Raw genomic sequence first — 23,960 nt, forward strand, 5'->3', positions numbered from 1 at the left:
CCTCCTTCCCCTGGAGAAAGACATGCCTCTCACCACCCCTCGGCGCAGCCGTGCCCTCACCGCCGCACTGCTCGCGGTCGTACTGACCGGCAGCGCGGCCTGCGGCGACGACGCGCCGGGAACGAGTGCCGGCGGCTCGATAAAGATCGGCCTGCTCGCGTCACTGTCCGGGACGTACCAGGCCGTCGGTACGGAGATCCGCGACGGTTTCCAGCTCTACCTCGATACCCATGACGGCAAGCTCGGCGGTCGACAGGTCGACCTGGTCGTCGCGGACGAGGGCAACGGCGCCCAGACCGCGGTCCCGGCGGCGACCAAACTCCTCAAGCAGGACCGGGTGTCCGCGCTCACCGGCATCGTCGGCGGCGGCTCGGTAGCCGGAGTCGTACCCCTGCTCGACGAGACCAAGGTGCCCCTCGTCGGCTCCAACGGGCGACCGGAACTCAAGGACGTCTCCCGCGTCTGGCACACCTCGTACCTCTCCGACGAACCCGGAGCGGCGATCGCGCAACACGTCCGGGACAACGTGAAGGGCTCGGTGTACGCGATCGGCCCGGACTACCAGGGCGGCTGGGACGAGCTGCGGGGGTTCACCGAGGCGTTCGGCAAGATCGGCGGGAAGCTCGCCAACACCGATGGTAAGACGACCTTCACCCCGTTCCCGGCCACCACGAACTTCACCCCGTACTTCGCCCGGATCAAGGCCTCCGGGGCGGCGGCCGTCTTCACGTTCTACGCCGGCAGCGCCGCCGTCGACTTCGTCAAGCAGTACGCGCAGTCCGAGATCAAGGACGTCCCGCTGTACGCGGCCGGGTTCCTCACCGAGGGCGGTGTGCTCAACGCCCAGGGCGACGCGGCTCGCGGCATCTACTCGGTGCTCAACTACTCGCCGGACCTCGACAACGCGGAGAACCGCGCCTTCGTGGCGGCGTGGAAGGCCAAGCACGACGGTTCGCCGACGACCTACGCGCTCGCCTCGTACGACGCGGCGGCGGTGCTGGACCGGGCGATCGGCGCCGCCGGTGACGACCCGACCCCGGAGGCCATCAACACGGCCATCGGCCAACTCGGCCAGATCGCCAGCCCGCGCGGCACCTGGCAGTTCTCCACCAGCACGCACTCGCCGGTGCAGAAGTGGTACCTGCGGCAGGTCCGTCAGGACGGCCGGGCGCTGTCCAACACCGTCGTGGGTGACCTCGCGACCGTCGGCCGGTGATCGCGGTGGCGGCCGGCACGAACCGGATCGACCCGTACCTGATACCGGCGCTGGACGGAGTCGCCTACGGGCTGCTCGTGTTCGTCGCCGCGTCGGGCCTGGTCTTCTGTTTCGGCGTCGCCAACATCCTCAACCTGGCGCACGGCATGCTCTACGCGATCGGCGGTTACACCGCCGCGGCGGTGCTCGACGGCGGCTGGGCGAGTCTGGCGTTGGCGCTGGGGGTCGGTGTGCTGGCCGCCGCGGCGGCGGGTGTGCTCCTCGCCGGTCTGCTCGCTCCGGTCGCCGCCGGTAACCACCTGAGTCAGGCGCTGCTGACGTTCGGTGTGGCGCTGGCCGGCGGCAGCCTGCTCGTCGCCGGTTTCGGTCCCGACGATCCGCAGGTCCAGGTGCCCGCCGCGCTGGAGGGTTCGGTGGTGGTCGCCGGTCACCGCTACGCCGCGTACCGGCTGGTCTTCATCGTCGTCGCCGCGGTGATCGCCGCCGCGCTCTACCTCGTGGTGCGGCGCACCAGGGCCGGGATGCTGGTCCGCGCGGCGGTCGACGACGCGGAGATGGTCGCCTGCCTGGGCGTGAGTCCCGCGCGGATCCGCGCCGGTGTGCTCGCCGCCGGCGGCGCGCTGGCCGGCGCGGCCGGGGTCCTGGGCGCGCCCATCATCGGCCCCGGCACGGACACCGCCGACACCGTGCTGCTGTTGTCCCTGGTGGTTGTCGTCCTCGGGGGTCTCGGGTCGATGGGGGGCACCCTGCTGGCCGCGCTCGCCATCGGCGAGATCCAGACGCTCGGGGTGGCGTTGCTGCCGTCCGCCGCCCCGTTCCTGCTGTTCGCCGCCATGGCGGCGGTGCTGGCCCTGCGCGCACGTGGCCTGGCCAGCAGATGGAGGACGACGTGAGGGACGAGGTGATCCGGCGGGCACGAGGCACCATCGCGGCACTGGTCCTGGCCGGCCTGGTCGTGGCGCCCTGGGTGGTCGACGACTACACCACGGCGATCCTCGCCCGGACGCTGGCGCTGGCCCTGGTGGGGGTGAGCGTAGCCCTGCTCACCGGTGTCGCCGGCATGCCGACCCTCGGCCAGACCGCGCCGTACGCGGCGGGCGCCTACGCGTGCGCCGTGGTCGGCAGCCGGGTCTCCGACGTCGGCGTCGTGCAGCTCGTCGTCGCGGCGGGCGCCGGGGCGGTGCTGGCCGCGCTCACCGTGCCGCTCGTCGTACACGCCAGAGGGGTGGTCGTCCTGATGATCACGCTGGCGATCGGCGAACTCGCCGTCGTCGTCCTCGGCCGGTGGCGGTCGGTGACCGGTGGCACGGACGGGTTGGCCGGCATCGCCGCGGTCCGCCCGTTCTGGGGCCTTCCGGTCCTCGCCAACGACCAGGCCCGTTACCTGTACGCCCTGGTCGTCGCGGCCACTGTGGTCGGCGCGGTGCTGGTGCTGCTGCGTACCCGGGCCGGGCTGCTGCTGCGGGCCGGCCGGGACGACGAGGCGCGGCTGCGGGCCAGCGGGCACCGGGTGCCGCTGTACCTGTCCGGCGCGCACATCGCCGCCGGGGCGATCGCCGGTGCCGCCGGCTCACTGCTGGTCGTCGCCCAGCAGTACATCTCCCCCGCCGATTTCGGCTTCGACACGTCCGCGCTGCTGCTGCTCGGTGTCGTCATCGGCGGCACCGCGTCGGTCGGCGGCGCCCTGGTCGGCGCGGCGCTGGTCATCGCTGCCCGGGACTGGTTGTTCGGGCTGCTGCCCGGGCATGCGCCGCTGGTGTTGGGCCTGCTGTTCGTGGCCACGGTCTACCTGCTGCCCACCGGCGTGAACCGGGTCCGGAGCAGGGTGCGCCCGCCGAGCGCCTCGCCCGACCGGCCGGGCGTGCGAGCCGCCCGGGAGCAGGCCACGGTCGCGGAGTCGCACCGATGAGCGGCCTGCTCGACGTCCAGGACGTCAGCGTGCGGTACGGCTCGCTCGCCGCGCTCGACGGCGTGCACCTGCGCATCCACGACGGCCAACGACACGCCCTGATCGGCCCCAACGGAGCCGGCAAGACGACCCTGCTCAACGTGATCGGCGGGTCCACGAAGCCGCAGCGCGGCACGGTGCGCTTCGACGGACGCGACGTCGGGCGGCAGGGACCAGCGGCCCGCGCCCGACGAGGCATCAACCGCATCCACCAGCGTCCCGCGGTCTTCCCGACGCTCACCGCGACGGAGAACATCGTGGTCGCGGCGTTGCCGCGGGTCATCCCACGGCGCAGATGGTGGCCGGGCGGACACCGACGCGCCGCACAGCACCGGGCGGGCCCGCTGCTGGATCAGATGGGTCTCGCCGACGTCGCGGCGGTGCCCGCCGGGCACCTCGCGCATGGGCAACGACGCCAGTTGGAGATCGCGATGGCCCTTGCCGGCCGCCCCCGCCTGCTGCTCCTCGACGAACCGGCGTCCGGGCTGTCCGCCATCGAGGTCGGCCACCTGGTCGAGGTGCTGCGGGCGCTGCCCAGGGCGGTCGCCGTGCTCCTGGTCGAACATCGACTGGACCTGGTGTACGCCCTCTCCGACACGGTCACCGTGCTGCGCGACGGTCGAACCCTGGCCGCCGGCACGCCGGACGAGATCCGAACCTCGCCGCTGGTGCGGCAGGCCTACGCCGACGGGGTGGCCTGATGTTGTCCGTGGATCGTCTGTGCGCCGGCTATGCCGGAGGGATCGTGCTGCACGAGGTCAGCCTGCGGGTACGCACCGGCAGCATCCAGGCCGTGGTGGGTCGCAACGGCGCGGGCAAGAGCACGCTCGTGCACACGATCGCCGGGCTGGTGCGAGCCTCCAGTGGTCGCATCGAGGTCGGCGGGCTGCACGTGGCCGGCCGGCAACCGCACCGCGTCGCCCAGTCCGGCGTCGGTCTGGTCCCGCAGGGCCGGCGAGTCTTCTCCCGGTTGACCGTGGCCGAGCACCTGCACCTGGCGGCGGCGCCGTGGCGGGCCCGCACCTCCGGCGGCGAGGGCTGGACCGTGGACCGGACCCTCGAACTGCTGCCCAGACTGGCGGTGCGGCTGCGACACCGCGGCTGCGAGCTGTCCGGCGGCGAGCAGCAGATGCTGGCGATCGCCCGCGCGCTTCTCGGCCAACCACGGGTGCTGCTGCTCGACGAACCGTGTGAGGGCCTGTCGCCCGACCTGGCGGCGCGGGTCCGCGAACTCGTCAACGGGCTGGCCGCCGACGGCTTGACCGTGCTGCTCGTGGAACAGCAACTCCAGCATGCGATCGAGATCGCGGACCGGGTGGCGGTGCTGGAGTACGGCCGGGTGGTCTACGACCGACCCACGGCCGAGGCCCGCGTCGACCCTGCCCCGCTGGCGGCGATGGTGAGCGTCGCCACCGCCCCGATGCCGCCGCCACCCGACCGACCGGCCCCTCGGCTCTGGGCCGACACCCCCACGTCACCCGACCCCTCGGAGAGGTAGACACCGATGGAAACCGCTACGAGCGACGGCACGTACACGTTCGACAACGGCCAACCGGACGCCGTTCCCCAGATGCACGCGCTGGAGTCCTTCCTGGACCCGATCACCACGCGCCGCCTGGCCCGCCCGGTGCTGCGACCGGGTGCCACCTGCTGGGAGGTCGGGGCGGGCGGCGGCTCGATGGCCCGGCGGATCGCCCGCGCGATCGGCGACGACGGCTCCGTGCTCGCCACGGACATCGACCCGACACACCTGGTGGCCGAGGGCAACCTGCACGTACGCCGGCACGACGTGCGCACCGAACCGCCGCCCGGGGACGCGTTCGACCTCATCCACGCCCGGCTCGTGCTGCTGCACCTCCCCGATCGTCGAAGGGTCCTGCGTACGCTCACCGGCGCGCTGGCTCCCGGCGGATGGCTGGTGGTCGAGGAGTTCGACTGCACGCAGCCGCTACGCGTCCTGACCGCGCCGTCCGACGATGCCGCGAAGCTCTTCGGGCAGGTGATGGACGCCATGATGGGCGTCCTGGAGGACCACGGCGCCGACCTGGGGTGGGCACAGGACGTGCACACCGAGATGGCTCTCGCCGGCCTGACCGACCTGGACACCATCACCCACTCGCAGAGCTGGGCCGGCGGTACGACCGGAGCGTCGCTCTACGAGACGAACTCCCGCCAGTTGGAGCCGGACCTGCTCGCCGCCGGGTTGTCGCCGAACCAACTGAACGCCTTCCGGCGGCTGGTCCGTGACCCCGGGTTCGCCGTCATGTCGTACCACTTCGTCTCCACGCGGGGCCGTCTGCCGGAATGAGCAGGTAGACCACCGCGCGGAGAGCGGTCACGCCGCCCGTAGCCTTCCCGCCGCAGCACGCCCCCCGCTGAGCCGGACAGCTCTACGGAGGCATCGACCGCACCGGCCGGGCTCCCCGCGAGGGAGCCCGGCCGGTCTGCGCCCGTGGCGCCTGGCCTCCCGGTCGCGGTGCAGGGGGTACGTACCGCACGTGCGCCGACTGAATGAACAGCGAGCGTCTCGCGACGGCGTCACCGCTCGGGCCGAGCTGGTAGCAGTCGATCCAGGCCCATCCGTCGTAGGTGATCCAGTCAAGAACCCTGATGACTCGTACGGTGATGGGGCGCATGAACTGAACGCTGACAGCTCGGTCCAGCCGCAGGATGTCACCTGCCTTCATGCCGGCTTCCTCGTCCGCCACACCTTCAGCGTCAGCCCGGCAGCCCTCAGCTTCGGGCAACCATCAGATTGGCAGCGCGGGCACGTGGCGCGATTGTGGAGGTCGACGACAAACCCGGCCATGATCACGGTAAATGGAGGTTCTGGGCGAGGCTGCTCAAGCATCACTGCTCATCAGGTCTCTGGAACCACTTCCATCGGCGCACGGGGACCTTCCCTCGTTCTTGAGAGACCGGCACGGGTGCCTACCCCTAGATCACTCTCCGTGCCGGTCTCGCTGCTACGTTAGAGCCTGTCTGTGCAACCTGTCTAGACAGGTTGTCATCGTGTCGTGGCACGGAGGAGGTTTCAGGAAGATCGGGAGTACGGTGGCGAACGTGCCTACCCGCACCAGCAGCCCCGTCGATATCGCCAGGTGGCCGACGAGCTACGCCGCCGCATCGAGGCTGGCGCTATCCCACCTGGCTCATTGCTGCCCAGTGAGTCGACGTTGATGGCTGACTTCTCAGTCGCCCGCGGGACCGTTCGTGAAGCTTTGGCGTTGCTGCGCTCCGAAGGCTTGGTGCTGACGGAGGTGGGACGTGGCACCTACGCGCGCCCGATCGCGCCCGTGCGCCGGGTGGCCTCAGAGCGGTACCGCAAAGAGCTGGAGCAGGTCCGGAGCGGCGAGCTCGGCACGTCGTTCACGGCCGATCAGCAGGTGAAGTGGTCGGCCTACAGCTTGGACAAGGACTTCCGGGAGGTGCCGGCCGTTGCGGCGATAGCAGAGCTGTTCAACGTGGAGCCGGGGACGATGCTCCTCGAGCGTCACTTCCTTTTCCGCACCCACGGCGTTCCGCAACAGATGTCCGTCTCACGCCTGTTGCTGGACATGGTCGCTGGCACCCCAGTAGCCAACCCCGAGAACGAGCCTTGGCCTGGTGGCAACACGTCGCAGCTCTACAGCCTTGGGCACACCATCACCAGCATTCGCGAACGTCCTGCGTGGAGAATGCCGACCTCGGACGAGGCCGAGGCGCTGCGCATCCCTGGTGGAGTCCCCGTGATCGTCATCACCAGACAGACCTATGTGAACGACTGGGTAGCCGAGGTGGCGCACATCGTGATGCGGGCTGATCGAGTTGAGTTGGACTACCTGATCCACCTCAGCTAGCCGACCGTGCGGATGAGTCGAGGAGCGGTCAGGCAGGGTTCACCTCATTCCTGCCAGACTGCTCGGGTGATCGTCAGGCTTGCGGAAGAGCAGGACTTCTACGGCTTCCTTGGCCTGGCGGCCCAGGTCGAGTGCTGGTTCGGCCCGATGGTCGAGGATCGCGGCTTCCAGAACGCTGTGCGCAAGCACATTCACCGATCCACAGCGATCGTTGCTGTCTCCTCGGGGCCCGATCTCCTCGGTGGGTTGTTGTTCGCGGCGAAGGCCCCGACCCACCACATCCACTGGCTTGTCGTAGCTGAGCAGTCACGCGGGAAGGGTGTTGGTCGTGCACTGATGACAGAGGCGATGCGCAGGTTTGTGCGGGGCTCAGGCTCCGTCGAAGTGGTCACCTTCGGCGCCGATCACCCGGCCGCCTGCGTCAGTGGTGCGCGTGCCTTCTACGAACGCCTTGGTTTCACCCCTGCCGAGACCGCCGATCCCGGTCCGGAGGGCGGTTCCCGACAGGTCTTTCGCCTGGCCGTCGCCTGATCCATCCGAGGGTGGTCCAGGCGACGCGGACACCACCGAGCCGGGCCCTGGCTCAGCGCGGAGTGGTCTCCTGGTCGGCCAGGACGACCAGGTCGTCGGGGCGGGTCGACAGCGGCGCCGTCGCCCCGTCGAGCCACACGAGATAGCCCACCGGCGGGCCGGACGAAGCCCACCGGGCACCGATGATCGTGGCCGACCGCCCGCCGTGCGGCTGCGCGAGCAGGCGTACCCGGGTGCCCGGCGCGTGTCCGTCGTCGGCGACGATGAGCAGCGCGTCGAGGATCTGCCGGACCCCGGCGACGGGCAACCCCGGAACGTACGGCTCGCCCGCGTAACCCAGACGCGGCGTCATCATCGTGCTCAACAGCGCGGTCTGCCGGATCGCCTCCTGGCGGACCTGTCCCTCCACGCTGCCTTCGGCCATGGTCAGCGCCTTCTGGATGCCCGACCAGAGGGCCGGTGGCTCCTGGTCGAGCAGGCGGCGGGCTTCGCGGTCGATTTCGGCGCAGGCCGTGTCGAGCGCGGTGTCCTCGCCGAGTTCCGCGATCCAGGCGAGGTCCCCCACCTCGGGCAGCAACCCCGGCGACTCGGCCACGATCACGATGTACAGCATCGCGAGCAGTTCCTCGCGGCCCTCGCCGTGATAGAGCGAGCCGACCCCGCTGCCGGTACGCCCACGGCTGGGCGGGAACCGCTCGACGAGGTGCTGCGCGCGGCCATGAGGCAGGACCGCGGCCCGCCTGGTGTCCGACACCCGCTCCTCGAACGACCGCCGCTCACGGCGTTCGACAAGCAACTGGCGATGCGGATCGAACCCGAGCGGATAGATCGTCCGCCCATAGCGGGAAAGGGTTTCGCCGGGCCGGAGGCCGACGGACTCGAGTTGCCGGGCGGCCTCCGAGTAGGCAACGCCCGCCCTGGCCGCGTGCTCCCGGATGGCGCGCTTGCGGGCGCGTCCCGGGGCCGGGGTCCGCCGGGGAATGGGATCAGACATGACGCCTCCGGTGCAGCCCCACGCACTCCACCGAACGGGCGGCGTGGCCGGCACGCCGGGAGTCGACATAGCGGCGCGGAGTCGGAGACTCTTGGCCCCGGCATGCGGTCAGGCGTGGGCCACCACATCGGGCGCTGGCAGGCGCTCTGCCGTCGTCAGCATATCGCGACTTCGACAGATGGTGCGGCCGCGCAACCGTTGGCCGGCCTCCCAGCCGGTCTGTCCGGCGGGAGTCGACTCGATCACCACACCGCGCGGGCCGGCCGACGCCGGGCGGTCACCTCGGGACGTGGAAGCGTAGGTGCGTGACGTGTGGTGATTCGATGACCGCGGTACGTTCGAGTTCGATGCGGTCGGTGCCGAGGTCGTCGAACGGGCGCGTGCCGGTGCCGAGGAACACCGGTACGAGTTGGACGTGGATCTCGTCCACCAGCCCGGCCCTGACGAACTGTCGTCCTGTGGTGGGCCCGCCCATGATGAGGACGTTCCGGTCGCCTGCTGCCTGTCGCGCCTGGCGCAGCGTGCTGTGGAGTCCGTCGTTGACGAACGTGAAGACGTCGCTCTTCATCCGCAACGGGTCACGCGACTCGTGAGTGACCACGAAGCACGGCACCGGAAACGGAGTGTCCTGCCACAGGTCCACACCGACGTCGAACGTCCGTTTGCCGATCACCACGGCGCCGGTCGTGGCATGACGCTCCCGTACCTGCGCGGCGTCGACCCCGACCGGGGTGACGCCGTCGGCCGCCACAGCGCGATCCCCGTCGGCCTGGAACAGCCACTCGTGCAGCCGCTCGCCGCCTCTGCCCATCGGTTGTCCGGCGGTGACGTCGGGGCCGGCGGCGAAGCCGTCCAACGACACGCTCATGCTCAACACCGTGCGGCCCATCGGGCCCTCCTCATCGGTCCTGCCAGCGGTAGATCATCAGTCCTTCCAGCGGTAGAGGTCGCGCAGCAGGGAGATCTCGGCGCCGTGATGGATCAGCTCCCTGTTGATGTGCAGGACGATGCCCTCCATCGGAAACCGTTCGGGACCCACCGTGGGCGGATTCTCCAGGTCAGTGTCCGAGAGCTCGCGGACCCCCGCGTTCCATCTCCCGTACATCTCATCGAGCTGTCGCAGCGCCTCGTCAGCGGTCCCCGCGTAGGCGAATGTCTGGGAGTCGACCTCCTTGCCGCCGAAGTGCCATCCGACCCGATAACCCAAGCAGGAGACGATGATGTGCGCCAGCCGCCAGGCAATCGTGGTCACCGGCGCCGGCACCGGGGCAGGGGACGCGAAGTCCATCGTCCACTCCCCCGAACCTTCCGACATCGGTGTCCCCGACGTGTCACGTGGGCGGATGCTCCAGCAGCCACGCACCGGCTCCCAGAAGTACTCCTCGTCGGCAAGACCGTGCAGCCGCGGCCTCAGGTTCTTCTGCCAGTGCCGGTCCAACTGGTCCGCAATTCGCTCGCTCCTTGTCACTTCCGCAACCTACACACAACGCAAGCCTGACGATGCCCCTCGCGCGCGCCGTCGCCGGCCGTGCGTGCGTGCCCACCATCGCCGACCAGCCGGTCATGTCGTCGCCTCCGATTGCCCCACCAACCAAGATCACCGGAGACACCTCAGCGAGGCGACGACCGTGTCAGCGGGTGTCGGTGGCGTGTCAGGGCGGTGTCGGCGGGCCTGCGCATGCTGTACGCATGACAGCTGACCTGGTGATCGAGGCCGAGGGCCTCGTCAAGACCTTCGGGAAGACGAGGGCGCTGCAGGGCGTGGACCTCGCGGTTCCCCGGGGGACGGTGCTCGGGGTGCTCGGCCCCAACGGCGCCGGCAAGACCACCGCCGTACGCATCCTCTCCACCCTGCTGACCCCGGACGGCGGAACCGCCCGGATCGGCGGTTTCGACGTGGTACGGGACGCCGAGCGCGTTCGGCAGAGCATCGGCCTCACCGGCCAGTACGCCTCGGTCGACGAGGACCTGACCGGCCGGCAGAACCTGGAGCTGTTCGGCACCCTGCTGGAGCTGGGGCGCGGCGGCGCCCGGCGACGGGCCGCCGAGCTGCTCGACTGGTTCGACCTGACCGACGCCGCGAACCGGCCGGCCAAGACCTACTCCGGCGGCATGCGGCGACGGCTGGACCTGGCCGCCAGCCTCGTCGGTTCCCCCGACGTGATCTTCCTGGACGAGCCGACGACCGGGCTCGACCCGGCCAAGCGCGAGGACATGTGGGACGTGGTCCGTTCGCTGGTCGGCAACGGCTCGACGGTGCTGCTCACCACGCAGTACCTGGAGGAGGCCGACGCGCTCGCCGACGCGATCACGGTGATCGACCACGGTCGGGTGATCGCGCACGACACACCCGAAGGGCTCAAGCGGGTCGTCGGTGGGCAGACCCTCGAGGTCCGGCCGTCCGACCCGGCCCAACTGCCCCGGACCGCGGAGATCCTGACCCAGGTCGGCTCCGGCGGGCAGGCCGACGAGATCCGCAAGGGCGTCCTCGCGGTGCCCGTCACCGACGACGCGGCCCTGACCGAGAGCGTCGCGCGCTTCGCCACGGCCGGCATCGCGATCACCGAACTGTCCCTGCACCTGCCGAGCCTCGACGAGGTGTTCTTCACCCTCACCGGGCGTACGGCGTCCGAAGACGACACCACCCGCCCCACGGAGGTCGCGGCATGAGCACTCTGATCGACGCACCACCCACCCGAAACCGGGCGCTCTCGACGACCACCCCGAACCCGCGACCGTTCCGACTGGTCCGGCACTCGTTGGCACTCGCCAAGCGCAGCCTCATCAAGACCTGGCGTACGCCCGAGGCGCTCATCGACGTCACGTTGCAGCCGGTGCTGTTCCTCGTCATCTTCGTGTACGTCTTCGGCGGCGCGGTCGCCGGATCGACCCACGACTACCTGCAGTTCCTGCTGCCCGGCATCCTGGCGCAGACCATCGCGACAGGCGCCATCGCGATCGGCGTCAACCTGAACACCGACATCGCCAAGGGCATCTTCGACCGGTTCCGGTCGTTGCCGATCCCCCGCTCCGCACCACTGGTCGGCGCGGTCCTCGGCGACGTCGTCCGGTACGTGATCGTCACGGTGTCGACCCTCGCGATCGGCTACGTGATGGGCTTCCGGATCGAGACCGACCCGTTCCGGGCGATCGCCGGGTGTCTGCTCGCGGTGCTGTTCGCGCTCTGCCTGAGCTGGCTGCCGGTGCTCGTGTCGATGAAGGTCCGCACCGCGGGTGCCGTGCAGGGCGTGATGTTCGCGCTGATCATGCCGCTGAGCTTCGCGTCCAACGTGTTCGTCGGCGCCGACACCCTGCCCGGCTGGATGCAGGCGTTCGTGGACGTCAACCCGATGACCCACCTGGTGGCGTCGGTACGCGGCCTGTTCCTCGGCACCCCGCTCGGCTCGCACGTGTGGTGGACGCTCGCCTGGTGCGCCGGCTTCGTGGTGCTGTTCATGCCGCTGGCGCTGCGCGCGTACCGGAAGAAGATCTAGCTCAGGCGAGCAGGTCGTTCATCAGCTCGCGGATCCGGGCGACTGCGGCGGCGACCGACCGCTCGCGCCACACGGCCAGCAACGGCTCACGCTGCTCCTCGTCCCCGAGGGCGGCGTCGAGCCGTTCGGCGTTTCCGGGCGGAAAGAACGTCCCGACGTGGGTGCCGACCCGCGCCCCGAGCGTGAACAGTTCCCGCGCGGCCTCGTCGTCACCCCGGTGCGCCGCGAGTTCGGCGCCGCCCTGAGCCCACGCGCCGATGATGGGCAGGTCCTTCGAGGAGAGCGCGTCGTCCCGGGCGAGGGTCAACAGGGCGACCGCGTGAGCGTCGGCGTTCTCCCCCGGCACCGGCCGTGCCTGCGCCACCCGCAGGTCGAGGACCGCCACCGCGACCCGGAGCATGGCCCGGGGCTGTGGCTGCGGGCTCGTCCAGCCGTCCAGGATCCGGGTCACCCGGACGCCGTACGCGCGGGCCTCGTCGTCCCGCCGGTGTTGCCAGGCCAGGTGGGCCAGCCCGAGGCACGCGACGGCGGCGTCCACCGCCTCGCCGTCGCCCGGTGCGGCCGTCTCCACCAGCCGTCGTTCGGCTTCCCCGTCACCCGTCAGGGCGAGCTGCACGTCCAGCCGTACCCGGATCGACCGGGCATCCTGGGTGGCGCCGACCATCTCCATGTGGCGGACGCTGCGCGCCAGCCACTCGGCCGACCCGGTGTGCCCGCGCGGATTGAGGAACTGCCCGACAGCCCCGGCCGCCATCGCCATGCCCCAGTGGTCACCGACGACCGCGAAGCGGTGGTACGCCTGCTCGGCGTCGATGACCGACGCCTCGGGCATGCCACCGTTCTCCCGGACCGCGGCGCGGGCGAACAGGCCGAGGGCCTGCACGTACGGGTCGGGGTGCGCGACCATCTCGTCAGCGGCCTTCACGCTCCGCTCCGAATCGGACACGTCGAACTCGGGCAGCGCCGACGCGAGCGTGGTCAACCGGGACGACACCTCGCCGGGACGCTCGGCGAGCAGCGTCCGAAGTGCCCGCCGGGAGAGCACCGCGAGCCGGAGTTCGCCGCTGATGCCGGAGTTGAGCCCGATCAGCAGGCACACCCAGGCGAGACGGTCAGCGTCGGGTAGTGGTCTGCCGACCGCGCGACCGTGCAGGATCGCGGAGCGGCGCCGTCGGTCCGGGTCGTCGACACCCAGCAGGCCCCGCGCCCACCCGAGGACCTCCAGGTGCAGGCCGCGCACCGTCCAGAGATGGAACAGGGCCGTCGCGACGTCGATCGTGGCGGGCTCGTCGTCCTGTTCGAGCGCCCAGCGCAGGGCTGCGAGCAGGTTGTCCTGCTCGGCGGCGCAGTGGTTGAGGGCATCGACCTGTTCCGGGCCGACGAACCGGCCGGCGAGCGCCACCGCCTGGTTCCGGGCCCACCTGACCAGGCCGGTCATGGCCGACGCGTGGGCACCCACGGCGTCGAGGCGGGCTTCGCCGTACTCGCGGACCGTTTCGAGCATCCGGTAGCGCGGCGGACCGTCCCCCTCGACCAGGGTCAACAGGGACTGTTCCACGAGTGTCGCCAGGCCGCGGCGGACGTCCGGGGTGCGGGCGACCGCGGCGGCGAGGTCGGCGGTGAACGGCGCGGGTATGACCGCGACCCGCTGGAGCAACTCCCGGTCGTCCTCGGCGAGCAACTCCCTGCTCCAGTCGACCATCGCCCACAGGCTCGCGTGCCGCTCGGGCAGGCCGCGCAGGGCGTCGTCGAGCAGCGCGAACCGGTCGCTCAGTCCGGCGAGGACGTCGTCGATCGGCATGTGTCGCAGCCGTGCGGCGGCGAGTTCGAGGGCCAGGGGCAGGTTGTCGAGCCGGTGACACAGCGCGAGCGCCCGTGCGGTGTCCCAGGTCGGCACCGCACCACCGGCTCTCGCCCGGGACTCGATCAGGGCGAGCGCGTCGTCGTCCGGCAACGCGGTCAACCGGTGCACCAGTTCGCCGGCGAGGCCCAGCGGGGCCCGACTGGTCGCGAGCACGGTGACCTCCGGCGAGGTCACCGCGACCAGGTCCGCGACGACGGTGGCCACCGCGTCGAGGACGTGTTCGCAGTTGTCCAGCACGACCAACCCGTCGAGGTCGGGTGCCACGGCGCGAAGGCGTTCCTCGGGGCTGAGCACCCGCCGTTCCAGGCCCAGGTTGCCGCCGGTGGCCGAGGTGTCCGCGCCCCCGAGGGCCGCGAGCACCGTGGGCAGCACCTCGTCGGACGAGCGCAGGCCGGCGAGTTCGATCACGCGTACCGACCGCCCGGCCGCCGCCGCGCGACGGGTCACCTCGGCGGCGAGACGGGTCTTGCCCGCGCCGCCGGTCGCCACGATGGTCACCAGCGGCGCGTCGGCGATTCCCGCCACCACGGCCGTGACATCGCGTTCCCTGCCGACGAGGGCGGTCATCGGCCGACGCCAGGCGGCGGGCAGGGCGATCCGCGTCGGCTGCCGGGGCGACGCCTCGACGATCGGGGTGGTCAGTTCGCCGCGCAGCAGCGCCAGGTGCACCTGTGTGATCACGGGTGACGGGTCGGTGCCGTACCTGTCGGCCAGTTCGGCCCGGAGTCTCTGCACCACTTCCAGCGCCTCCGCCTCCCGCCCCTGCGCGGCGAGGACCCGGACGAGCAGGGCGGCGGACGGCTCGTCCGGCGGCGTACGCGCGACGAGCCGACCCAGGTCGGCCTCGTCGAACGAGCCTGCGCCGGCGAGTGCCGCCTGTGCGCGCAGCGCGGCGACGTCCGCGAACAGGCGAGTGTCCTCCGCGGTGTCGAGTTCGGGGACCTCGGGGAACAGGGCACGCGCCTGGTCGGCCAGGCCGCGGGCGGCGCGCACGTCACCGCAGTGGAGCACGGTCCGTGCCCGGTCGACGAACGCCCGCGCCTCGACCGCGTCGACGGTGACCTCCTCGGCGGGCAACCGGTATCCGCCCGGCACCGCGACCACGGGCAACCCGAGTCTGCGCACCCGGGACACGAGCGCCTGCACCGCACCTGTCGCGTCGTCGGGTGGCGCGCCGTCCCACACGGCGTCCACGAGCAGACTTGTCGAGACCGCCCGTCCACGCGCGTCGACGAGCGCGCGGATCACCGCCGCGAGCCGTTCACCCCGAACGGGCTGGCCGTCGACAGCGAACGGACCGAGGGTCGTGATCTGCACGGACCCAGCATCCCTCACGCGCGCGCGGGTCCGACGACCACCGGTCCGTCCCGATGACCACGGCCCGATCGCCGGCTTGACACGCCGGCATTCCGTTAGGTTAGCCTAACCTCATGAAGAGCGAGTTGGCGTCGGCCAACGGGGAGCGCAGCCTGTCCGGCGTCGACCTCCGACTGGGCTACCACGGTGTGCCGGTGGTGCACGGCGCCATGATCGACCTTCGCGCGGGCGCCGTCACCGCGCTGGTGGGGCCGAACGGCAGTGGCAAGTCCACGCTGCTGCGGGCCCTGGCCCGCCTGCATCCGATCGAGTCCGGCCTGGTCCACCTCGCCGACGGCGTCGCTGCCGCCAGCCTCCCGTCCCGGGAGTTCGCCCGCCGGGTCACCCTGCTCGCGCAGAGCCGGCCGGTGCCCAGCGGAGTCACCGTCCACGACGTCGTCGGCTACGGTCGCCACCCCTACCGGGGGCGCTGGCGCAGGGAGGATCCGGACGGTCCCGCCGCCATCGCCCGCGCGATGGACGTCACCGGCGTCGCCACCATGGCCGAGCGTCCGGTCGACGAACTCTCCGGAGGCGAGTTGCAGCGGGTGTGGCTGGCCACCTGCCTGGCCCAGGACACTCCGGTGCTGCTGCTCGACGAGCCCACCACGTTCCTCGACCTGCGCTACCAGGTGGAGATCCTGGACCTGGTCCGCGACCTCGCCGACGACCACGGCGTCGCCGTCGGCGTCGTCCTGCACGACCTCAACCAGGCCGCCGCCGTGGCGGACGAGGTGGTCCTGCTGCAGCAGGGCAGGGTCCGCGCCACCGGCGCCCCGGCCACCGTGTTCACCGAGGAAGCCCTCACCGAGACCTACGGAATTCGCATCGAGGTGACCACCGATCCGATCAGCGGACTGGTCACCACCCGCCCCGTCGGGCGGCACGCGGTCCGCGCCCTGGTCTGAAACACCCCTCATCCACAGCAGAGAAAGACCGTCATGACCCGTACCCGTTTCACCGCCCTCATCGCCGTCGTGGCCGCCCTGACCCTCGGCGCCTGCGGCACCACCGAGAAGGCCGCCGCTCCCGAAACCTCCGCCTCGGCGGCCGGCGGGCCGGTCACCATCACCGACAGCCGCGGCAAGGAGATCACCCTCAAGGCCCCGGCGACCAAGGTCGTCGGGCTCGAGTGGGGCGAGGTCGAGATGCTGGTCAGCCTGGGCGTCATGCCCGTCGGCGTGGCCGACCCGAAGGGCTACGCCACCTGGGTCACCTCCGCGAAGCTCGACCCGAGCGTCAAGGACGTCGGCGTTCGCGGCGAACCCAGCATCGACTCGATCGTCGCCCTCCAGCCCGACCTCGTCGTGATGGAGGACGACCGGGGCGGCACCATCGTCAGTCAGCTGGAGAAGTTCGTCCCCGTCGTGGTCGCCAAGGCCAGTGACGCCACCGACAACCTCGGCCGGATGCGCGCGGACCTCAACATGATCGCGAAGGCCGTCGGCAAGACCACCGAGGCGGAGAAGCTGCTCGCCGACTTCGACACGGCCATCGCCGACGGCAAGAAGAAGATCGCCGACGCGGGCGCCGCCGGCCAGCCGTTCGCCATCGCCGACGGCTGGAAGGAGGGCAGCACCGTCAGCATCCGGATGTTCGGCAAGGGCGCGCTCGTCTCCCAGATCGGCATCCAGCTCGGCCTCACCAACGCCTGGACCGGCAAGACCGATGAGGTGTGGGGCCTCGGCCAGACCGACGTCGAGGGCATGACCGTGCTCAAGGACCCGAACATGCGTCTCTTCTACAACGCCTCCGACGGCGACGACGTGTTCGCCGACGGTCTCGCCAGCAACGCCATCTGGAAGTCACTGCCGTTCGTGCAGAAGGGCAACCTGCACAAGATGCCCAACGGCATCTGGACCTTCGGCGGGCCGCTGTCCGGTAAGCAGTACATCGACGAACTCGTCAAGACGTACACGGTGTGAGCGTGCTGAACGCACCCCCACGCCCGGAGCCGGCCACCCGGCCGGCTCCGGGCGGACGTCCGGCGATGCCCCGCGTCGTCGGTGTCTTCGTCGCGGCGATCCTGCTGCTGCTCGTGGTCAGCGCAGTGCACCTCACCCAGGGCACCTCGACCGTCGGCGCCCTCGACCTGCTGCGACTCGTGACCGGCACCGACGACGAGGCAGCCCGCGTGCTGATCGCCTCCCGGGTGCCCCGGCTGCTCGCCGGCCTGGCCATCGGCGTCGCGCTCGGGTTCGCCGGAGCGGCGTTGCAGTCGATCGCCCGCAACCCGCTCGCGTCCCCCGACACCCTGGCGGTCAACGCCGGCGCCCACCTGGCGATCGTCTCCGTGGCCGCGTTCGGCGTCTCGCTGCCCGCGCTGCCCGCCGGCGGCCTGGCATTCTGCGGAGGGTTGGCCGCCGCCGGCCTGGTGATGGCCATGTCCTCCGGTGGGCAGGCCGGCACGACCCGGCTCATCCTCGCCGGCTCGGCGACCGCGCTGGCCCTCGGGTCGGTGACCACGCTGCTGCTGCTCCTGTTCGAGCAGGCCACCATCGGGCTGTTCGCCTGGGGCAACGGCTCGCTGGTGCAGAGCGACCTGACCGCGCTGACCCAACTGGCCCCGGTGATCGTCGGCGCCATCGTCGTGCTGATGCTGCTCGGGCACCGCCTCGACATCCTCGCCCTCGGCGACGACACCGCCACCGTGCTCGGCCTGGACGTGCGTCGTACCCGGCTCACCGTCATGGTGCTGGCCGTGCTGCTGTCCGCGGCGGCCGTCACCCTCACCGGCCCGGTCGGTTTCGTCGGCCTGTGCGCCCCGGTGATCGTCCGGCTGCTCGCCCCCGTGGTGCCGGGGGTGCACCGGCACCGCGTCCTGCTGCCGCTGTCCGGCATCGCCGGGGTCATCATCGTCCTCGGCTCCGACGTGCTGCTGCGCGCCGTGATGGGCGGGCAGGCCGGTGTGGACATTCCCACCGGTGTGGTCACCACCCTGTTCGGCGCGGCGATCCTCATCTGGTTGGCCCGCCGGCACCGCGATGCGGGCCCCACCCGCCGCCCGCCCGGCGGGCACGCGGCAGTCCGCTCGGCAGCCTTCCACCGCGGCGTCCTCACCGTCACCGCCGTGCTGACCGTCGCCGCCGTGGCCGTCGGCATGCTCGCCGGTGACACCTGGGTGCTGCTGGGTGACGTCGTCAACTGGATCAACGGCACCACCGGGCCGGCGTACACCTTCGTGCTGGACCAGCGGTGGCCGCGCGTCGCCGCGGCCGTCCTGGCCGGCGCGGCGCTCGCGGTGGCCGGCACCACCGTGCAGGCGGTCTGTCGTAACCCGCTGGCCGAACCGGGCATCCTCGGCATCACCGCCGGGGCCGGGCTCGGCGCCGTCTCGCTGCTCACCTTCGTGCCGCTGGCCGGGGTGTGGGCCGTCTCCGGCGTCGCCGGCCTCGGCGCGATGCTGGCCTTCGCCCTGGTGTACGGCCTGGCCTGGCGTGGCGGGCTGAGCTCCGACCGACTGGTGCTGATCGGCTTCGGCGCCTGGCAGGGCGGCATGGCGGTCATCACCTACCTGGTCGTCGCCTTCGACCCGTGGAACACCGGGAAGGCGTTGACCTGGCTGTCCGGCTCCACCTACGGCCGGATGCCCACCCAGGTGCTCCCCGTGCTGATCGCGCTGCTGGTGCTCACCCCGGCCGTGGTCGCCGCCCGGCGCGAACTCGACCTGATGGCGCTCGACGACGACACGCCCCGGGTGCTGGGCGTCCGCCTGGAACGCACGCGACTGGTCGCGCTCGGCGCGGCGGCACTGCTCACCTCCACCGCGGTCTCGGCCGTCGGGGTCATCGGCTTCGTCGGCCTGGTCGCCCCGCACGCCGCCCGGGCGCTCGTCGGTGGCCGGCACTCCCGGGTGCTCCCGGTGGCCGCGCTGCTCGGCGCGGCGCTGGTCAGCATCGCCGACACCGTCGGGCGGACGGTCATCGCACCAGCCCAGGTTCCCGCCGGCCTGGTCACCGCCATGATCGGCGCCCCGTACTTCGTCTGGCTGCTGTGGCGCTCCCGCGCCGTCACGAACAACCCCCGGTAGACGCCGGCCCAACCCCGGAGAGGCACCCATGACCGAGACCCTGTCCATCGCCCCGTGGCGCGTGTTCACCGTCACCGTTCGCGCGGTACGCCGACTCAGCCCGTCCTTCACCCGGGTGACCTTCACCGGCGTGGACCTCGACCGCTTCGCCGACAACGGGTACGACCAACGGATCAAGCTGGCGCTGCCGCTGCCCGGCCAGCCTGGGGTGGATCTTCCGGGGGGAGCCGACTGGTATGCGAAGTGGCGGGCCCTGCCGGAGCACCTGCGCAATCCGGTGCGCACCTACACCGTGCGGGCGGTCCGACCGCACCTGGCCGAGGTCGACGTCGACCTGGTGCTGCACGGCGACGGTGGGCCGGCGACGCGCTGGGCTCGGCGGGTGAGCGCGGGCGACGAGATCGCCATCGTCGGTCCGGACGCGGGCTTCGACGGCAACCACGGCGGGATCGAGTTCCGGCCGTCGGCCGGGAGCTGCCTGCTGCTGGCCGGGGACGAGACCGCCGTTCCGGCGATCGCCGGCATCTGCGAGCGACTCCCCCTGGATGCCCGGGGCACGGTCCTGCTGGAGGTGCCGGACGCCGACGACGTGTTGCCGCTGATCACGCCCCCCGGCATCGAGGTCCGCTGGCTGCCTCGCGGACGCGACGGACACGGCAGCCGGTTGGTGCCCGCGGTCGCCGCCGCGGCAGAGGAACTGCTCATCCCGGGCCCTTCGGGGGCCACGCAGCCCGTCGCGGACGTGGACGTGGACACCGAGATCCTGTGGGAGGTTCCCGAGGAGGTGGCCTCGGTGCCGCTGTACGCGTGGCTGGCCGGGGAGGCCGGTGTCATCCGCACCCTGCGGCGACACCTGGTCGCCGAGCGAGGGATGGACCGGCGGGCGGTGGCGTTCATGGGTTACTGGCGTCTCGGGCACGCCGACGGCGCCTGACCGCCGCGAGGCGCGTCCAAGGCCGGGCGGCGGCACCTCCAAAATCGGGACGGCCGCGCCTCCAAGGCCGGGACCGACGCGCGTCCGAGGTCGGGGACGGCCGCGAGGTGCGTCGGAGGGCGCGCGGTGCGTACAGTTTCGGGTCGGACTTGGGGCGAGCCGGGGTGATCCGGCACGGGATACGGGACGAGACGACGACGCATGACGGTGGACGACATTACCGAGAACGGTCAGAAGGGCCTTGACCGCGAACGCGATCAGAAGGGCATCGACCGAGAGCGGCTGGAGGCCTGCCTCAGCGTCTTCGAGGCGTTGGAGGCGCTGCCCTCCGACCATCCGGACGTGCTGCGGGTGCAGCGGGCCACCGCCCGGCTCTACAAGGTGGTCAAGCAGCGGCGACGGGAGGAACGGCGAGACGCCATCCTCGCGGCCGACCGGGCGGTGACGGAGGCCACGGCCACCGGTGCTCCCGGGAGGATCGACGACGAGACCCAGGGCATCCCGCTCGCTACCTCGGTCGCGGGCGAGACGGCGGGCTTCCTGCACAATCCCCGCGGCTGTTACGTCTGCAAGCAGCGCTACCGCGAGGTGGACGCCTTCTACCACCAGCTCTGCCCGTCCTGTGCCGCACTGAACCGGGAACGCCGCGACGCCCGTACCGACCTGACCGGCCGACGCGCGCTCCTCACCGGCGGCCGGGCCAAGATCGGCATGTACATCGCGTTGCGACTGCTGCGCGACGGCGCCCACACGACGGTGACCACGCGGTTCCCGCACGACGCGGTCCGCCGGTTCGCCGCGATGCCGGACAGCGCGGACTGGCTGCACCGGCTGCGCATCGTCGGGATCGACCTGCGCGACCCCGCCCAGGTGATCGCGCTGGCTGACGACGTCAGCAGCCAGGGCCCCCTCGACATCCTGATCAACAACGCGGCGCAGACCGTGCGCCGCTCCCCCGGGGCGTACGCGCAGCTCGTCGCCGCGGAGGCCGCTGCCCTGCCGGACGGCCCGCTGCCGGAGCTGATCACGTTCGCCAAGCCGGGCGGGCAGGGCGCCACGGGAGGCAGCCTCACCGCCGGGCTCACCCCGCACGCGCTCACCGCACTGGCGCTCACCAGTCGTTCCGCCTCGCCGGAGCGGATCGCCGCGTCCACCGCCATCGACGCCGGGGGCCTCGTGCCGGACCTCGACTCGGTCAACAGCTGGGTCCAGCGGGTGCAGGAGGTCGACCCGGTCGAGCTGCTCGAAGTGCAGCTGTGCAACGTCACCGCGCCGTTCGTGCTGGTCAGCCGGCTGCGCCCGGCGATGGCCGCCGCGTCGGCCCGCCGCAAGTACGTGGTGAACGTGTCGGCGATGGAGGGCCAGTTCGGCCGCGGCTACAAGGGGCCGGGGCACCCGCACACCAACATGGCCAAGGCCGCGTTGAACATGCTGACCCGCACCAGCGCCGAGGAGATGTTGACCGACGGCATCCTGATGACGAGCGTCGACACCGGCTGGATCACCGACGAACGGCCGCACCCGACGAAGATGCGACTGGCCGACGAGGGCTTCCACGCCCCGCTGGACCTGGTCGACGGCGCCGCCCGGGTGTACGACCCGATCGTCCGCGGCGAGCAGGGCGAAGACCTGTACGGCTGTTTCCTGAAGGACTACGCGCCCTGCGCCTGGTGATCGCCCGCAACGACGAGGAGAAGAACATGTCAGACGACCGTGAGCCGTGGCCGACGCTCGACGAGCTGCTGCGCGAGGAGAGCGAGCTGGAACTCGCGGGCCTGTCCGAGACGGACGCGTACGAGCTGGGGATGCTCGCCGTCGCCGCCGCGAGTGAGCAGCGCCTGCCGGTGTCGATCGGGGTGTGGCGGGCGGGGCGCCAGCTGTTCCACTGCGGCCTGCCGGGGTCGACGGCGGACAACGACGCCTGGCTGCGCCGCAAGGGGCGGGTGGTGATGCGGTTCGAGCACTCGTCGCTGTACATGGCCCGGTTGTGCCAGGACAAGCAGGTGACGCTGGCCGAGAGGTTCGGCCTGCCGGCGTCGCGGTACGCCGCGGCCGGGGGCGCGGTGCCGCTGCGCGTCCGGGGCACCGGCGTGGTCGGCTGGGTGGGTGTCTCCGGGCTGCCGCAGCTCGACGACCACCGGTTCGTCGTCGACGTCCTCCGCAAGCTCCCGCGCTAGCCGGGCGGGCCCGGCGGCCTCTACACCAGGCCGCCGGGCTGGTCGTCAGCGCGCCCGTCGATTGGCGCGCAGCGCGCCGAGGAGCACGCCGGGCCGGGCCAGCGAACGCGGGTGCTCGCGCATGGACACGACGTCGTTGAACCGGCGCGCGGTTGCCACGTCCGTGACGGTCGCGGCGATGATCTGTCTGCTCGCCCAACTGGAGATCCGGTAGCCGCGCGGGTAGGGCCCGTCGACATGGGGCAACGCCAGGTCGGCGGAGGTCGAGATCGACCACGCGGCGTCGACCACCACCTGCTGCAACGCGAGGAAGTGGCGCGCGGGCACCCGCGGATCCGGCTGGGACCGCAGGTACGTCGACAGGCAGGCCGCGTGCAGGGCCGCCGACGTCATGCCCTGCCCGTACACCGGGTTGAACGACGCGACGGCGTCGCCGACGCTGACCAGGCCGGCCGGGAACCGCTTCAGCGCGTGGAAGTCCCGTCGGCGGCTGTCGGCATGGTGGTAGGTCTGGACGTCGCCCAGCATCTCCTGGTCGGCGACCTCGCCGAACTCCGGCGGGAACTGCTCCCGCAGGCGACGGACGAAGTCCTCCGGGGTGCGCCCCGGGCGGTCGTCGCCGTAACCGGCCATCATGGCCATCCACCGGCCGTCCTCGATGGCGAAGAACGCGGCCCCGGCCACGTCCACCGCCCTCTTCGGGGTGTGCAGTGCCAGCACGACCGTCGAGGCCGGGGTGACCTCCGGGCGGCGGAACAGGGCGGTCGCGTAGTTGAGGTGCACGGTCATCCGCCGGGTCACCGGCCGCTCCCAGCCGGCCTGCTCCAACCAGTCCGAGAGTCTGCTCGACCGGCCCATGGCGTCCACCACGAGGTCACCGGTCTCGACGCCGGTCACCCCAGCGACCTCGCAGCGGACCCCGCTGACCGCCGCGCCGTCGAACACGAGACCGGTGGCGCGTGCGGTGACCGTCTTGACGTTGGGCAGTCGGAGCACCTGTTGGCGGATCAGCCCCTCCAGGAGCGGGCGGCTGCCCGCCAGACTGTCGGCGTCGTCGGGGACGACGACCTTCGCCCGGCCGTCGAGGTAGTTGCGCCGCGCCTCGGGCGGCGCCTCGACCGCCCCGCGGGCCAGCGCCGCGTCGCGGAATCCGGGAAACAGGCGCTCCAGCTGGAGGAAGCCGCCGGGCAGCAGCGCGTGCAGCTGCGTCCCCTGGGGTACGCCGGGCCGCGCGCCGGCCAGCTGCGGGTCATCCCGGTCGATGATGACGACGCTGTCGGCGTGATCGGACAGCACCCGGGCGGCCAGCAGGCCGGCGACACTGCCGCCGACCACCACGGCCCTACCCATCGTCGGGAAGGGCTGGTCAGGGGGTCGAGCCGCGTTCAGCTCCGCGAAGACCCGTGATGGGGAGAGGGACATCGTGCTCTCCAAGTGAAACGAAGTGTGGCGCCCTCCGTGTCCGCCAGCGTTCGCTGGGCGGGCGGACCGGTGGACGGTCGTCCGGCGTGACGCTCGCCGATCGTCGCACAACCACCCGAACGCCAACTGCTCGTGTCCGCCAGATGACCGCGTGT

Annotated in this window: 21 protein-coding genes; 16 read left to right on the forward strand and 5 right to left on the reverse strand. The window is 71.6% G+C overall.

The window, feature by feature from the left end; genetic code table 11:
* Positions 1-22: 22 nt before the first annotated feature.
* The 8 genes from ABGB10_RS08755 to ABGB10_RS08790 all read left to right on the forward strand — a co-directional run bounded on the left by ABGB10_RS08755 (position 23) and on the right by ABGB10_RS08790 (position 7,534).
* Positions 23-1,216: an ABC transporter substrate-binding protein gene (locus ABGB10_RS08755; RefSeq protein WP_347660349.1), complete on the forward strand. Its 1,194-nt coding sequence runs from the start codon at positions 23-25 to the stop codon at positions 1,214-1,216.
* Complete coding sequence (locus tag ABGB10_RS08760) at positions 1,213-2,109, forward strand: branched-chain amino acid ABC transporter permease (RefSeq protein ID WP_347660350.1); 897 nt, start codon at positions 1,213-1,215, stop codon at positions 2,107-2,109. The genes ABGB10_RS08755 and ABGB10_RS08760 overlap by 4 nt, the downstream gene beginning before the upstream one ends.
* Positions 2,106-3,125: a branched-chain amino acid ABC transporter permease gene (locus ABGB10_RS08765; protein WP_347660351.1), complete on the forward strand. Its 1,020-nt coding sequence runs from the start codon at positions 2,106-2,108 to the stop codon at positions 3,123-3,125. Before ABGB10_RS08760 ends, ABGB10_RS08765 begins: the two co-directional genes overlap by 4 nt.
* On the forward strand, positions 3,122-3,865 hold the full coding sequence (locus tag ABGB10_RS08770; RefSeq protein WP_347660352.1) for an ABC transporter ATP-binding protein: 744 nt from the start codon (positions 3,122-3,124) through the stop codon (positions 3,863-3,865). Before ABGB10_RS08765 ends, ABGB10_RS08770 begins: the two co-directional genes overlap by 4 nt.
* Complete coding sequence (locus ABGB10_RS08775) at positions 3,865-4,662, forward strand: ABC transporter ATP-binding protein (RefSeq protein ID WP_347660354.1); 798 nt, start codon at positions 3,865-3,867, stop codon at positions 4,660-4,662. Before ABGB10_RS08770 ends, ABGB10_RS08775 begins: the two co-directional genes overlap by 1 nt.
* 6 nt (positions 4,663-4,668) lie before the next feature.
* Entirely contained in the window at positions 4,669-5,472 is an 804-nt protein-coding gene (locus tag ABGB10_RS08780; RefSeq protein ID WP_347660355.1) for a methyltransferase domain-containing protein, read from the forward strand.
* Positions 5,473-6,265: 793 nt separating this feature from the next.
* On the forward strand, positions 6,266-7,003 hold the full coding sequence (locus ABGB10_RS08785; RefSeq protein ID WP_347660356.1) for a GntR family transcriptional regulator: 738 nt from the start codon (positions 6,266-6,268) through the stop codon (positions 7,001-7,003).
* A gap of 66 nt (positions 7,004-7,069) precedes the next feature.
* Positions 7,070-7,534, forward strand: a complete 465-nt coding sequence (locus tag ABGB10_RS08790) for a GNAT family N-acetyltransferase (protein ID WP_347660357.1) — start codon at positions 7,070-7,072, stop codon at positions 7,532-7,534.
* 52 nt (positions 7,535-7,586) lie between these two features.
* On the opposite strand, the gene ABGB10_RS08795 is transcribed toward ABGB10_RS08790, so the two are convergent.
* The 3 genes from ABGB10_RS08795 to ABGB10_RS08805 form a co-directional block, all read right to left on the reverse strand.
* Positions 7,587-8,528, reverse strand: a complete 942-nt coding sequence (locus tag ABGB10_RS08795) for a hypothetical protein (protein ID WP_347660358.1) — start codon at positions 8,526-8,528, stop codon at positions 7,587-7,589.
* Between the two features lie 277 nt (positions 8,529-8,805).
* Positions 8,806-9,417: a dihydrofolate reductase family protein gene (locus tag ABGB10_RS08800; RefSeq protein ID WP_347660359.1), complete on the reverse strand. Its 612-nt coding sequence runs from the start codon at positions 9,415-9,417 to the stop codon at positions 8,806-8,808.
* Positions 9,418-9,453: 36 nt separating this feature from the next.
* Positions 9,454-9,996: a DinB family protein gene (locus tag ABGB10_RS08805; protein WP_347660360.1), complete on the reverse strand. Its 543-nt coding sequence runs from the start codon at positions 9,994-9,996 to the stop codon at positions 9,454-9,456.
* 221 nt (positions 9,997-10,217) lie between these two features.
* Here ABGB10_RS08805 and ABGB10_RS08810 point away from each other — a divergent pair, with 221 nt between their 5' ends.
* Both ABGB10_RS08810 and ABGB10_RS08815 read left to right on the forward strand, forming a co-directional pair.
* The gene (locus ABGB10_RS08810) at positions 10,218-11,198 is read left to right on the forward strand and encodes an ATP-binding cassette domain-containing protein (protein ID WP_347660361.1); all 981 of its coding nucleotides are present in this window, start codon (positions 10,218-10,220) and stop codon (positions 11,196-11,198) included.
* Positions 11,195-12,022 carry an ABC transporter permease gene (locus tag ABGB10_RS08815; protein WP_347660362.1) on the forward strand — a complete coding sequence of 276 codons (828 nt, stop codon included), beginning with the start codon at positions 11,195-11,197 and terminating at the stop codon, positions 12,020-12,022. The genes ABGB10_RS08810 and ABGB10_RS08815 overlap by 4 nt, the downstream gene beginning before the upstream one ends.
* A 1-nt stretch (position 12,023) precedes the next feature.
* Here the strand turns inward: ABGB10_RS08815 and ABGB10_RS08820 are convergent, their stop codons facing one another.
* Positions 12,024-15,203, reverse strand: a complete 3,180-nt coding sequence (locus ABGB10_RS08820) for a BTAD domain-containing putative transcriptional regulator (RefSeq protein WP_347660363.1) — start codon at positions 15,201-15,203, stop codon at positions 12,024-12,026.
* Positions 15,204-15,316: 113 nt separating this feature from the next.
* On the opposite strand from ABGB10_RS08820, the gene ABGB10_RS08825 reads away from it, so the two are divergent.
* The 6 genes from ABGB10_RS08825 (at position 15,317) to ABGB10_RS08850 (ending at position 22,383) form a co-directional block, all read left to right on the forward strand.
* A complete protein-coding gene (locus ABGB10_RS08825) occupies positions 15,317-16,150 on the forward strand; it encodes an ABC transporter ATP-binding protein (RefSeq protein ID WP_347660364.1) in 834 nt (277 codons plus the stop codon).
* A 33-nt stretch (positions 16,151-16,183) separates the two neighbouring features.
* Complete coding sequence (locus ABGB10_RS08830) at positions 16,184-17,167, forward strand: iron-siderophore ABC transporter substrate-binding protein (protein WP_347660365.1); 984 nt, start codon at positions 16,184-16,186, stop codon at positions 17,165-17,167.
* Positions 17,168-17,172: 5 nt separating this feature from the next.
* The gene (locus ABGB10_RS08835) at positions 17,173-19,272 is read left to right on the forward strand and encodes an iron ABC transporter permease (protein WP_347660482.1); all 2,100 of its coding nucleotides are present in this window, start codon (positions 17,173-17,175) and stop codon (positions 19,270-19,272) included.
* Between the two features lie 28 nt (positions 19,273-19,300).
* Positions 19,301-20,206: a siderophore-interacting protein gene (locus ABGB10_RS08840; protein WP_347660366.1), complete on the forward strand. Its 906-nt coding sequence runs from the start codon at positions 19,301-19,303 to the stop codon at positions 20,204-20,206.
* A gap of 201 nt (positions 20,207-20,407) precedes the next feature.
* Positions 20,408-21,880: an SDR family NAD(P)-dependent oxidoreductase gene (locus tag ABGB10_RS08845; protein ID WP_347660367.1), complete on the forward strand. Its 1,473-nt coding sequence runs from the start codon at positions 20,408-20,410 to the stop codon at positions 21,878-21,880.
* A gap of 26 nt (positions 21,881-21,906) precedes the next feature.
* On the forward strand, positions 21,907-22,383 hold the full coding sequence (locus ABGB10_RS08850; protein ID WP_347660368.1) for a heme-degrading domain-containing protein: 477 nt from the start codon (positions 21,907-21,909) through the stop codon (positions 22,381-22,383).
* 45 nt (positions 22,384-22,428) lie between these two features.
* Here the strand turns inward: ABGB10_RS08850 and ABGB10_RS08855 are convergent, their stop codons facing one another.
* Positions 22,429-23,805 carry an FAD-dependent oxidoreductase gene (locus ABGB10_RS08855; protein ID WP_347660369.1) on the reverse strand — a complete coding sequence of 459 codons (1,377 nt, stop codon included), beginning with the start codon at positions 23,803-23,805 and terminating at the stop codon, positions 22,429-22,431.
* Positions 23,806-23,960: the final 155 nt, after the last annotated feature.

The organism is Micromonospora sp. B9E7 (assembly GCF_039871815.1).
GTDB lineage: Bacteria > Actinomycetota > Actinomycetes > Mycobacteriales > Micromonosporaceae > Micromonospora.

What these genes read in the sequence shown, in the direction of transcription:
- ABGB10_RS08755 (WP_347660349.1), top strand. Translation starts at nt 23, where the DNA reads ATGCCTCTCACCACCCCTCGGCGCAGCCGTGCCCTCACCGCCGCACTG.
- ABGB10_RS08770 (WP_347660352.1), top strand. Translation starts at nt 3,122, where the DNA reads ATGAGCGGCCTGCTCGACGTCCAGGACGTCAGCGTGCGGTACGGCTCG.
- ABGB10_RS08775 (WP_347660354.1), top strand. Translation starts at nt 3,865, where the DNA reads ATGTTGTCCGTGGATCGTCTGTGCGCCGGCTATGCCGGAGGGATCGTG.
- ABGB10_RS08780 (WP_347660355.1), top strand. Translation starts at nt 4,669, where the DNA reads ATGGAAACCGCTACGAGCGACGGCACGTACACGTTCGACAACGGCCAA.
- ABGB10_RS08795 (WP_347660358.1), bottom strand. Translation starts at nt 8,528, where the DNA reads ATGTCTGATCCCATTCCCCGGCGGACCCCGGCCCCGGGACGCGCCCGC.
- ABGB10_RS08800 (WP_347660359.1), bottom strand. Translation starts at nt 9,417, where the DNA reads ATGGGCCGCACGGTGTTGAGCATGAGCGTGTCGTTGGACGGCTTCGCC.
- ABGB10_RS08810 (WP_347660361.1), top strand. Translation starts at nt 10,218, where the DNA reads ATGACAGCTGACCTGGTGATCGAGGCCGAGGGCCTCGTCAAGACCTTC.
- ABGB10_RS08815 (WP_347660362.1), top strand. Translation starts at nt 11,195, where the DNA reads ATGAGCACTCTGATCGACGCACCACCCACCCGAAACCGGGCGCTCTCG.
- ABGB10_RS08825 (WP_347660364.1), top strand. Translation starts at nt 15,317, where the DNA reads ATGAAGAGCGAGTTGGCGTCGGCCAACGGGGAGCGCAGCCTGTCCGGC.
- ABGB10_RS08830 (WP_347660365.1), top strand. Translation starts at nt 16,184, where the DNA reads ATGACCCGTACCCGTTTCACCGCCCTCATCGCCGTCGTGGCCGCCCTG.
- ABGB10_RS08840 (WP_347660366.1), top strand. Translation starts at nt 19,301, where the DNA reads ATGACCGAGACCCTGTCCATCGCCCCGTGGCGCGTGTTCACCGTCACC.
- ABGB10_RS08845 (WP_347660367.1), top strand. Translation starts at nt 20,408, where the DNA reads ATGACGGTGGACGACATTACCGAGAACGGTCAGAAGGGCCTTGACCGC.
- ABGB10_RS08850 (WP_347660368.1), top strand. Translation starts at nt 21,907, where the DNA reads ATGTCAGACGACCGTGAGCCGTGGCCGACGCTCGACGAGCTGCTGCGC.
- ABGB10_RS08855 (WP_347660369.1), bottom strand. Translation starts at nt 23,805, where the DNA reads ATGTCCCTCTCCCCATCACGGGTCTTCGCGGAGCTGAACGCGGCTCGA.